Raw genomic sequence first — 11,537 nt, 5'->3', positions numbered from 1 at the left:
CGGGGTGTCACTCGATGTGCGATTGCATGCGGTATGGGATGATGCATCAAGCACGGCGAATGCCCTTTCCGGTCGGCTGAATATGAAATGTCTTTTGCATTTTCTGCTTCAATCAATGATGCTTTTACTGCTGCGGCAAATCGTCATGGGCGCGCGCATCGCGTTTGACGAAACCATGAAGGGTATCCCGTGCCGCCATTTCGATGTCTGCAATCAGCGCCTGCACCAGGCTGCCGACCGGTTTTCCGAAAGGCATCGCGGCATATCAGATCTCTTTTGAACATTGGCCGTCGCCAGCGCCGTATCAAACAGACTCCATAAACTCTAGTGGCGCACCATCGTGCGCCATTTTCATGCACGATCCGCGCCCAGGCCAAGTCGCCTCATGCCCGCATTGGCGTCCGTCTGCGCATCTCCCGCATAATGATCGGCGCCAACGACACGAAACGCTTGCCGCCACCCGGTGACAGTGCGTTTGCGCATCGACACCATGAGACTTTCAGACGACCCCGCAGTCCCTGCAGCAGCAACTGTGCCACAAGACACTCACATGCCGGCTCCCGAAGGATTGACGGCCGGGGCTGAAAGTCGGGCCGCTCTGACTGGCCGGGTCTTTGACCTTGCCATCTCACCGGCGGGCAAGGTTTATCTGGAGAGTGCGCCAGGCGCTGTCGACGCTCCGGTCGCCGGTGTCGCCGCGCGCATCGTCAACGCCTTCGGGCGCAGCGGTGCGCATGGCTTGCTGCAATTGGGCGCGGCGGAACTGGGCAGCGTTCTTGCCCCGTCGCTCGCCTTCGGGCGCGAGTTCGCACATTTGTTCATGACGCGGTTCACGGGCGTTGCCGCGTTGGCCGAGCAATGGGCCAGCGTCTGGCTGCCGGCGCCGAGCGCCGAGTTCGAGGAATGGGCCGCTGCGGTGCCGCCGATGACCGGGGCGGAGTACCTCGACGGCGCGGTGCTCGAGGCCTGGTGGTCGGATCTGCACGCGGCAGTGCGCGAGGACATCGCGGCCAGCGCCGGTGACGTCGATGCCTGGCTGCAAAGCAGGCATCCGAGCTGGAGCCTGGTCGGCCGGGTCTGCTTTCACCTGGCAGAGAACAAGCGCGATGAGCAGGCCCCGTTTGCCTTTCTCGCCACCTGCGCGAGCCATGTGTCCCGGGACGCCCGCGTGCAGCATGTGCCTTTGGGGCGGGCGCTGGCCAGCTATGGCGCGGCCAATGACCACGCCGGCCTGCTGCGGCTGCTCTTGCCGGTGCACAGGGCGGCCGAGCAAAGCCCGTGGCTCAAGGCCATGGTCGATGCGGGCAAGGTCTTTCATCCGCAGGCCTGGACGCCCCGCGATGCGCACCAGTTTCTGCGCAACGTGCCGATGTTCGAGGCCAGCGGACTCGTGGTGCGCATCCCCGATTGGTGGCAGCCCCGGCACCCGACCCGGCCGCAAGTCCAGGTGAGCCTGGGGCACAAGGCGGCGGGCCTGGGCCTGGATACGCTGCTCGACTTCAGGGTCGAACTGACGCTCGGCGGCGAGCCACTGTCCGAAGAAGAACGCGCGCAATTGGATGCGGCCGGCGATGGTCTGATCCGGCTCAAGGGGCGCTGGGTCGAGGTCGACCGCGAGAAGCTCGACGCCGTGCTGGCCCATTGGAAGAAGGTGCAGCGCTCGGCCAAGGACGGTGTTTCCTGGGCCGACGGAATGCGCATGCTCTCGGGCGTGACGCTCGACGACAAGGCGGCTGAGGCGCTGGCGCAAACCACGGCCGAGTGGTCTGGCGTGGTGGCGGGCGATTGGTTGAGCCACACGCTGGCGCAACTGCGCGACCCGGGTCAGGCCGTCGAGGCCGCCGATCGATCCGATCCACAGCCGGAACTCCAGGCCCAACTGCGGCCTTATCAGCGCAAGGGGGTGCATTGGCTGTGGTGGCTCCACCGGCTGGGGCTGGGCGGCTGCCTGGCCGACGACATGGGGCTGGGCAAGACGCTGCAGGTGCTCGGTCTGTTTTGCCTGGCCAAGCGCGAGCATGACCCGCAACCGCATCTGCTGGTCGTGCCGGCTTCGCTGCTGGCCAACTGGCAGGCCGAGGCCAAGCGCTTCGCTCCCCATCTGCAATGGCTGATCGCCCATCCTTCGGTGATCCCGTCGAAGGAATTGGCCGCATTGCCCGCACACCGGCTGGCGGGCGTCGACATTGTCGTGACCAGCTACGGCACCGTGACACGCTTGCCCTGGATGAGCGACATTCAATGGTCGCTGATCGTGCTCGACGAAGCGCAGGCGATCAAGAACCCCGGCGCGCAGCAGACCCGCAAGATCAAGACACTCAAGAGCCGCGTGCGCATCGCGCTGACCGGCACGCCGGTGGAGAACCGGCTCGGCGACCTGTGGTCGATCTTCGACTTCGTTTGCCCGGGGCTGCTCGGCTCGGCAAGCACCTTCTCCCGCTTCGTCGGCGGCCTGGCGAAAAACGGGCATGTCGACTACGCGCCGCTGCGCAAACTGGTGCAACCCTACATCCTGCGGCGCCTCAAAAGCGACAAGCGGGTGATTGCCGATCTGCCCGACAAGACCGAGGTCAAAGCCTACTGCTCGCTGAGCAGGCTACAGGCGAGCCTGTACCAGAAGTCGGTCGAGGCGCTGGCCAGGCAATTGCAGACGCTGGAGGGAATCGAGCGGCGTGGCGTGGTTCTGGCCTTTCTGATGCGCTTCAAGCAGATTTGCAACCATCCTTCGCAATGGCTGGGCGACGGCGCGTATGGGCCGTCAGACAGCGGCAAGTTCGCCCGCTTGCGGGAACTGGCCGAGGCGGTCGCCGGGCGCCAGGAGAAAGTGCTGGTGTTCACCCAGTTCCAGGAAATGACGGCACCACTTGTGCAATTTTTGCAAAGCGTGTTCGCCCGCCCGGGGCTGGTGCTGCACGGCGGCACTGCGGTCAAGGAGCGCGCAGCGCTGGTGGATGCCTTCCAGCGCGAGCAGGGGCCGCCGTTCTTCGTGCTGTCGCTCAAGGCGGGCGGTACCGGCCTGAACCTGACCGCCGCATCGCATGTAGTCCATTTCGATCGATGGTGGAACCCGGCGGTGGAAAATCAGGCCACCGACCGCGCCTATCGCATCGGGCAGAAAAAAAATGTGCTGGTGCACAAATTCGTTTGCCGTGGCACCGTGGAAGAGAGAATCGACGCCTTGGTCGAGGCCAAACTGGGTTTGTCGAACCAGATCATCGAAGGCGGCGGGGAAACGCTGTTGACCGAGCTGAGCAACGACGAGTTATTGCGCCTGGTGGCGCTGGATATTGGCAGCGCGGTCGGCGAGGCCAAGGCGGGGTGAGCCAGCTTGGGTCGGCGGTGGCGAGGCTCACCGGGGTACCTTCGGCTGCGGTATGAGCGCCTTTGGGGGGCAGTGCGGCACCCATGCCATGCCGCATGGGCCGGCACCGATACGGCGTCCCGCCTTTGCCGGAACTGTCGCCGGCACCGGGGGAATCAGGTTTATTTTTCAGATCTATTTTTTGGGCCGCACCGCACTGACCTCGATCTCGACAAGCCAGCCAGGATTGGCAAGTCCGGCAATCTCAAAGGCCGAGCGCGTTGGCAGATTGGGCTGCTCGGGCGTGCCGAAAAATTGTTTGTATCCCTTCATCAGCCCGGCCAAATCCACTTTTCCCAGCGCCGGGTCTTTCACCAGAAAAACCTGCATCTTGATGACATCGGACATGCCCAGATTCAATGATTTCAGGGTTCCCTCGATCCTTTTGAGCACACTGACGACCTGCGCTTGCGTATCGCCAAAGGCGGCAACGCTGTTGGGGTCGGCCTTGGGGTCGATGACAGCCGGGACGGCACCGCTCAGGTTGACCACGGTCGATCCCGGGGGAATCTCGATCGCCAGGGAGATCGGAAAATCCGACCCCGGAATCTTATGGCGGATCACCTCATCTGCACGGGCACTGCTGGCAAATACCAGCCCTGCAAGGGCGAGAACGGCAAACGATTTCTGCATCATATACACACTCCTGGCGGTTGTTTATCGGGATGAAAAGTCTTTGACGAAACCTGCCGTGACATCCGGGCCATGGTTATTGCCAAAGCTGCTGCGCACATGGTTGGCGACATTGGCAATCTGCTCATCGCTCATGTAGTCACGAAAACCTGGCATGCCGCTCTTGCCATTCATGATGACAAAGATGAGGAACTCGGACACCGCCAGATTTCTGTTGTTGGCCAAGGCGGGATAAAGGCCGACGCCACGCGCCCCCTTGCCATCTGCCATGTGGCAACCCTGGCAACTGGTCTGATAGAGCTGCTGCCCCGTTTGCGCCACGAACTTTGCCCCGGAAGAAAGAGGTGGGGGTTCTTGGGCCGTCAGGTCTGCGGCCATCACACCCGCAGTCATCAGCCCAATGGCCAGGGAAAACACCGTGATGGCACGTGGCATGGATGGGTATGGCATATGAAATTCTCCTCAGGCCGTTTTTGCGGTGGCGACAATCGTTTGGTGCAGGCGTTCGGTGGCATCCAGCGCCGACAGCACAGCGCCTTCCATCCAGGCCGGAATGAAGGAGGCATGTTCACCGGCAAGAACGATGCGGTTGTCGATTTGGCACAGGTTGTTGTAATGCTTTTCACGCATCGGATCGGTCCAGTGGCCATAGCAGCCGTTGACCCAGGGAACCCGGTGCCAAGCCACGGCGACGCCGTTATCGAACTCCCTGGCATATTGTTCGTGCAGCAGGTTGCCATATTCCACTGCCTTGCGAATCCGTTGTGCCGGGGACATGGCGGTAAACTCGTAAGCGTTGACGCCCTCCCACAGATAAGCCCCCAGCAAAACTCCTTTTCCGGGTTTGCCATAGTCCGAATTCGGATAGGCTATCCGCTGGATCGGCGTGTCGGTATAACTGATGCCGCCATAGATCTGCTCATCCTGCTCCCAAAACCGGCGCTTGAACTGCAGGCCGATCTTGACCGAAGACCCGTATGGCACGGCGTTGATCGCAGCGTGCATGGCAGGGCCGACCGTCAGCGGAATCTGGCTCAGGATCGACAGCGGTATGGTGCAGACACACCAGTCGGCGGTCTCGGTCTGCTCCTGTCCGGTGCCGTCGCTGTTCTTGAAGGTGACCCGGACTTTCTTGTCGTCCTGGTGAATTTTGACGATTTTCGTGTTGTAGCGGATGAGTGTTTTCACCTCGCGTTCGAATGCCTTGGAGATCATGTCCATGCCACCTGCCGGCTGGAAAATGCTGCTTTGGAATTCGATATCCTGACCGGCGGAAATTCTTTTCCACAGCCCCGAAGCGATCAATTCCTTGTAATCCATCGGTGTCGAGAATTTCTGCGCCGGCATCAGTCCGCCACCCGGCGCCACCTCAAACCCGCGGAACAAACTCGACTGCAGCGATGGGCCATAGGTCCTGTCCTTCGTCAGCCCACCCCAGCGCGTCAGCGCATCGAGCAGTTTTTCCCTGTCCTCCGGCACGAATTGCTCATCGAGCGCCCCGGCATTGATCGCCTTGCCGAGCAGTTCTGCCGTATGGCCTTGAAAATCGGCCTGGACATGACGGTATATTTGCGGCTTGCCGCCAAATGCCTTGGTCGAATGTACCAGGGCATTGTAGTTCACCTGTATGAACGGCTCGAGTCTGACACCGAACTTCTTGCAGTAATCAAGGACTGCATGGTGGTGATAGGGAATGCGCCAAGGCCCGGGATTGATATAGAGCCCGGGATCGAATGCGCATTTTTGCGTGGCACCGCCCAGTTCCGTATAAACGTCACCGCCGCGGATCGTCCAGCAGCGGCCGCCGGCTCTCGGGTTGTATTCGAGAATCCTGACCGCATAACCCGCTTTGCGCAATTCATACGCCGCCGTCATGCCCGCCAGGCCGCCTCCCAGAACCAGAACGCGGGTTCCTTTGGGAGCACCTGTCAGCTGGGGTGAGCCCTTGTAATCGGATTCCGCCGCAAACCCCAGGGCCGTCATGGCCTGGTACATCGTCGCTGCGCCGGCAGTCTTTCCGATGGAAAGAAGAAGCTGGCGTTTGGAAAATTTCGGCGGCATTTGCATCATGTTGGTGCCTCGCGATACCTGGAGAACTGGCGTGTAACAGGTGTCGCAAAGTCCATGCCATCGATCGGACTGCGTGATCGGCCCACGGGCAAACGACGACGCTGGCCAAACTGCGCATCCGTCTGCCTTCGTGCGCATTTCCCGAGGGGTTGGAGGCCCGAACGGCGGCTTTCGGTGCGGGATGCCATGCCCGCCCCAAGCCCCTGGTCGTTACCGGGGACGCGCAGCCGCGCTGGCAACGGCCAGTGCCGTCATGTTCAGCACCCGGCGCACGGTGGCGGCCGGGGTCAGGATGCAGGCCGTGGCCGCGACGCCCATCAGGATCGGGCCTACGGTCACGCCGCCGCTGGTGGTGGTTTTGAGCACGTTGTACAGGATGTTGGCCGCATCGATGTTCGGGCAGATCAGCAGGTTGGCCGAATCGGTCAGCGTCGAGTCCGCCAGATAGGCGCTGCGGATTTTGGGCTCGAGCGCAGCGTCGCCGTGCAGTTCGCCGTCGCATTCGATGTCGGGATGGGCGGCCACGAACAGGTCGCGCGCCAGGCGCATCTTTTTGGCCGATGCGCGCCGGGAAGAGCCATAGCTGGAGTGCGACAGGAACGCCACCTTCGGGGGCAGACCAAAGCGCTGCACCTCCTGCACCGACATCCAGGCAATGTCCGCCAACTGCTGCGCCGTGGGGTCTTCGTTGACGTAGGTGTCGGCAATGAAGAGCGTGCCACGCTGGGTCATCAGGGCGTTGAGCGCGGCATAGTCGTTCACGCCCTCCTGGCGGCCCAGGATGCTGTGGATGCGCTCCAGATGCGTTTCATAGGTGCCCACCAGGCCGCAGATCATCGCATCGGCGTCGCCCAGCGCCACCATCAGCGCGGCGATGATGGTGTTGGAGCGGCGCACTGCCGCCTTGGCCATTTCGGGCGTGGCGCCGTCGCGTTTCATGCGCTGGTGGTAATGCTCCCAATATTGGCGAAAGCGTGGGTCGTCCTCCGGATTGCAGACCTGCACATCCTTGCCCAACTGCATGCGCAGGCCGGCTTTGTCGATGCGGGCGGCGATCACCGCAGGCCGGCCGATCAGCACCGGCAGCGCAATCCGGTCGTCGAGCGCCATCTGCGCCGCGCGCAACGCGCGCTCGTCCTCGCCGTCGGCGTAGGCGACCCGCTTTTGCGCATCGGGCAGGGCCTTGGCCGCGTTGATCACCGGCCGCATCAACATGCCGGTCTGGTAGACGAAGCGTGTGAGGGTCTCCTTGTAAGCCTCCATGTCGGTGATGGGCCGCGTGGCCACGCCCGAATCGGCTGCCGCCTGGGCCACGGCGGGCGCGATCTTCAGGATCAGGCGCGAGTCGAACGGCGTCGGTATCAGGTAGTCGGGGCCAAAGGCAAGCTCCTTGCCCGCGTAGGCGCTGGCCACCTCTTCACTGATGTCGGCCTTGGCCAGGTCGGCGATCTGGCGCACGCAGGCCAGCTTCATGGCCTCGGTGATCCGGGTCGCGCCGCAATCGAGCGCGCCACGGAAGATATAGGGAAAGCACAGCACGTTGTTGACCTGGTTCGGGTAGTCCGACCGGCCCGTGGCGATGATGCAGTCCGGGCGGATGGCCCGGGCCAGTTCGGGGCGGATCTCGGGCTCCGGATTGGCCAGCGCCAGGATGATGGGCCGGGGCGCCATGGTCTTGACCATCTCGGCCGTGAGCACACCCGGGGCCGAGCAGCCCAGGAACACATCGGCGCCGTTGACCGCGTCGGCCAGCGTGCGCGCATCGGTTCGTTGCGCGTAGCGGGCCTTGGATTCATCGTAGCCGCCGGGACGGTCTTCGTAGATCACGCCCTTGGAATCGCACATGAAGACGTTTTGCGCCTTCACCCCCAGGCCCACCATCACCCCCACGCAGGCAATGGCCGCAGCGCCGGCGCCCGATACGGCAACCTTGACCGAACCGATCTCCTTGCCCACCAGTTCCAGGCCGTTGAGCAAAGCGGCGCTGGAAATGATGGCCGTTCCATGCTGGTCGTCGTGGAACACCGGGATGTTCATGCGCCGGGACAGTTCGCGCTCGATGTAGAAGCACTCGGGCGCCTTGATGTCCTCCAGGTTGATGCCACCCAGCGTAGGCTCCAGCGCCGCAATGATCTCGATCAGCTTGTCCGGGTCGCGCTCGGCCAGTTCGATGTCGAACACATCCACGCCGGCAAACTTCTGGAACAGGCAGCCCTTGCCCTCCATCACCGGCTTGCTGGCCAGCGGGCCGATGTCGCCCAGACCCAGCACCGCCGTGCCATTGGTGATCACGGCCACCAGATTGCCGCGCGAGGTGTAATCGAACGCCCGGGCCGGGTCTGCGGCAATGTCCAGGCAGGGGTAGGCCACGCCGGGCGAGTAGGCCAGCGACAGATCGCGCTGGTTCGACAGGGGCTTGGTGGGAGTGACCGAAATCTTGCCTCGGCGGGGGTTGCGATGGTATTCACGCGCAGCGTCACGCAGTGCCTGCTCGGCGGGGGAAATGCTCTGTGTCATACGGTAAATCCTGGAAGTCCTCGGCAGAGTGAAAAACAAGGGTACCCGATGGCGCAGGGGGCGGGTATAGCTGTTTATGCGTAGCCGGCGCGACGGGCGCTCGCTGATTCGATGCTTGCCCGGCGCCGTTCAAAGGGCGCATGCCACCCTTGGACACCGATGCCGGGCGCAGCCATGCCCGGCGGCCCGTGGCGGCGAAAAACCACCGGACGCCCACCGGACGCCGCGCAGCCCGCAGGGATCGGCGCCGGTTTGCCAGCGCAGACCCCTCGGCACATGCGCAGGGGCTGCCTGCGCGGCAGTCGGTTCGTCTGGCAGATATTCGATCGCCACCCGCAGCGCCACGCTATGATCGGCCCGGAAACAGCGACAACGCAATCGACGAAAGGCGATTCAATGGGATTCCGATACGGCGGTTGGGCGCCTTACATTCCCGTGGCGCAACGCCAGTACCAGGCCCGGCAGAAAATCGCAGCGTTGAAACGGCAGCAAGGGTATGTCTGCCAGCCTGTCGCGATCGAAGGGCGCACCATCGCCAAGAGCTTCTGGGGCAAGGCCTGGTGCGACAACCTGGAGGCGTACAGCGATTTCTCGAACCGGCTGCCGCGCGGCCAAACCTATGTGCGCAACGGCTCGGTCATCGATCTGCGCGTCGAGACGGGCAAGATCCGGGCGCTGGTGTCCGGCTCGGACATCTATACGGTCGAGATCGGCGTGCAGCCACTGGCGGCGACCATGTGGGACGCGATCATCAAGAAATGCTCGGGCAAGATCGACTCACTGGTCGAACTGCTGCAGGGCCGCTTGTCCCGGGCCGTGATGGAAACGGTGACACACCAGGGCCAGGGGCTGTTCCCGTTGCCCCGGCAAATCAGCCTGCGTTGCAGTTGCCCGGACGGGGCCTCGATGTGCAAGCATGTCGCGGCCGTGTTGTACGGCGTCGGCGCGCGGCTGGACAAAGAGCCCGAACTGCTGTTTCGACTGCGGCATGTCGATCCGCAGGAGTTGACCCGGAAGATCGGCGCCCTGCCCCCGGACGAGGCCCCAGGCACATTGGACGACAGCGATCTGTCGGCCTTGTTTGGCATCGATATCGGCGCTGCAACGCCGCCACCGCCTGTCGCTGCAGCGACGCGCAAGCGCCCGCAGACAGATCAAACCGCTCGGCGTATCCAGAGTTCACCGGTAGCGTCGCGCAAGCGTCCGCAGGCGTCGAAACCGGCCGCTGCGCCACCTGGGGCGGTGAGGGCTGCGCCGCCCGCAGCGGCGTCGGCAAAAACCGGCAGCGCGGCAGCGCCGCGCCGGGCGCGCGGCGGGACCAGGGCCAAGACCGTGACCGCCAGCGACCTGATCGCGCGCGGCGTTGCGCGGCACATGCTGCAAAGCTGGATCGCTGGCGGTGTTCTGCTGCGCACCGGGCAGCGCGGGGTGTACGGGACGACGGCGCAGACCGAAGCGCGGATCGCCGCTTATCTGGCGCGGGTGGCCGGGCGCTGAGCAGCGCCCGATCCGGCGGCTGCGCGCTTGCCGCAGCGGGCCGGGCGCCGGCCTGCAACAGGCACAGGGTGACGGCTTGCACTGCGCGTTGACGACCAGCGTGCCCACCCGGTGGTCGCAGCGCTCGGGCAAGCCAGGCGATGCCGATGGCTCTGCCCCGCCAACTTGTTCATCGATGCCCGTGTGGGGGCATTGCGCACAGGTTGGATGTCCCACAGAGATACATCATCCGTCAGCATGGAAAATCTCTTGCGTTGCCTGTGTGCCCATGTCGCTGCCGGCCGAGTGGGCGGCGCCGGATGTCCATGGCCGCGCGGTCGATTCGCGCACCACCAAGTGCACATCGACTTCATGGTGCAGCGTGGTTTGCCGGCCGGATAGCGCGTTGACCAGGTATTCGCCGGCGCGGCTCCAGACCTCATCCGTCGGCACATGCATCGTCGTCAGGCTGGGCCGCAGATGACGACTCCATTCAAGGTCGTCAAAGCCCATCACGGAAAGCTCGTCGGGCACCTTCAGTCCGCGCCGTTCGGCCTCGAGCAGCACGCCATACGCGATCACGTCGTTGCCGCAGACCACCGCCGTGGGCCAATCTTCCCGGGGGGACGAGAGCAGCCACCGTGCGCCCTGGCGCGCATCGTCGAGGTGATAGGGCACTTCGATGTACCACGAGGCCCGAAGTGCCAACCCGCTCTCGGCCAGGGCGCGCCGCACACCCGCGACGCGCGCTGCGGCCCGGTCGTTGTTGCGCGTCAAGGCGGCGACCATGCCGATGCGCCGGTGGCCGAGTTCGATCAAGTAGCGGCAGGCGCGCCAGGCCGCGGCCCCGTTGTCGCCGCCGACCGAGGCGTATGGCTTGTCCGGGTGGTACACGCCGACATTGATGAACGGGATCTGCTGCGCGGCGAGCAGCCGACGCAACGCATCGGTGTGCGTGTCGCCGCGCAGGATCAGCCCGTCGACGCCGCGGCTGGCCATGTTCTGCGCTTGGCGTGCCTCGGTCTCGGGGTCGTAGCCGCTGGTGGCCAGCAGCAGCAGGTAGCCTTGCAGTGACAGGTAGCTCTGCAGCGCTTCGATGCCGCGCGCAAACATGGCGTTGTCCACCGTAGGAATGATCGCGCCGATGGTGCGCGTGCGCCGCGACGATAGCGCGCGGGCCGCCGCATCGGGGATGTAGCCCAACTCGGCGATCGCCGCGTCGATGCGCATGCGCAGTTCGGAACTGACCGACTCCGGGCTGTTCAGCGTGCGCGAGATCGAGGCCGTGGAAACGCCCACATGTTTGGCAACGTCCCGGATTCCAACTGATTTTGGCTTCATGATGAAACAGTTTACAGCAAACGGTACATCGCCATTCAGTACCGAAATCCAGGGAAATCACCTATACCAATAATCGACTTCATCGACTGGGCCAGATTGACACTGCACGCCATCGACGGGATAATTTTGTAAACGGTTA

General features: G+C 63.8%; 8 protein-coding genes. 3 read left to right on the top strand and 5 right to left on the bottom strand.

Going from position 1 to position 11,537, the window contains the following annotated elements:
- The first annotated feature begins 4 nt into the window (after positions 1 to 4).
- Both VEIS_RS29550 and VEIS_RS03965 read left to right on the top strand, forming a co-directional pair.
- Positions 5 to 280 carry a hypothetical protein gene (locus VEIS_RS29550; RefSeq protein WP_198138090.1) on the top strand — a complete coding sequence of 92 codons (276 nt, stop codon included), beginning with the start codon at positions 5 to 7 and terminating at the stop codon, positions 278 to 280.
- 270 nt (positions 281 to 550) lie between these two features.
- Positions 551 to 3,322 carry a DEAD/DEAH box helicase gene (locus tag VEIS_RS03965; protein ID WP_232287839.1) on the top strand — a complete coding sequence of 924 codons (2,772 nt, stop codon included), beginning with the start codon at positions 551 to 553 and terminating at the stop codon, positions 3,320 to 3,322.
- 174 nt (positions 3,323 to 3,496) lie between these two features.
- On the opposite strand, the gene VEIS_RS03960 is transcribed toward VEIS_RS03965, so the two are convergent.
- The 4 genes from VEIS_RS03960 to VEIS_RS03945 form a co-directional block, all read right to left on the bottom strand.
- Positions 3,497 to 3,997 carry a RidA family protein gene (locus VEIS_RS03960; RefSeq protein WP_011808604.1) on the bottom strand — a complete coding sequence of 167 codons (501 nt, stop codon included), beginning with the start codon at positions 3,995 to 3,997 and terminating at the stop codon, positions 3,497 to 3,499.
- A gap of 21 nt (positions 3,998 to 4,018) precedes the next feature.
- A complete protein-coding gene (locus VEIS_RS03955; protein ID WP_232287838.1) occupies positions 4,019 to 4,411 on the bottom strand; it encodes a c-type cytochrome in 393 nt (130 codons plus the stop codon).
- 45 nt (positions 4,412 to 4,456) lie between these two features.
- Entirely contained in the window at positions 4,457 to 6,064 is a 1,608-nt protein-coding gene (locus VEIS_RS03950) for an NAD(P)/FAD-dependent oxidoreductase (RefSeq protein ID WP_011808602.1), read from the bottom strand.
- 210 nt (positions 6,065 to 6,274) lie between these two features.
- Positions 6,275 to 8,581, bottom strand: a complete 2,307-nt coding sequence (locus tag VEIS_RS03945) for an NADP-dependent malic enzyme (RefSeq protein ID WP_011808601.1) — start codon at positions 8,579 to 8,581, stop codon at positions 6,275 to 6,277.
- Positions 8,582 to 8,977: 396 nt separating this feature from the next.
- Between VEIS_RS03945 and VEIS_RS03940 the strand changes: the two genes are divergently transcribed.
- Complete coding sequence (locus VEIS_RS03940; protein ID WP_011808600.1) at positions 8,978 to 10,078, top strand: SWIM zinc finger family protein; 1,101 nt, start codon at positions 8,978 to 8,980, stop codon at positions 10,076 to 10,078.
- Between the two features lie 225 nt (positions 10,079 to 10,303).
- Here the strand turns inward: VEIS_RS03940 and VEIS_RS03935 are convergent, their stop codons facing one another.
- A complete protein-coding gene (locus tag VEIS_RS03935) occupies positions 10,304 to 11,398 on the bottom strand; it encodes a LacI family DNA-binding transcriptional regulator (protein ID WP_011808599.1) in 1,095 nt (364 codons plus the stop codon).
- Positions 11,399 to 11,537 lie beyond the last annotated feature (139 nt).

It is taken from the genome of Verminephrobacter eiseniae EF01-2 (genome assembly GCF_000015565.1).
In the GTDB taxonomy this organism is placed as follows: domain Bacteria; phylum Pseudomonadota; class Gammaproteobacteria; order Burkholderiales; family Burkholderiaceae_C; genus Acidovorax; species Acidovorax eiseniae.
Note: the sequence above shows the minus strand (reverse complement) of the source record. Positions and strands in the feature narration are given on the sequence as shown.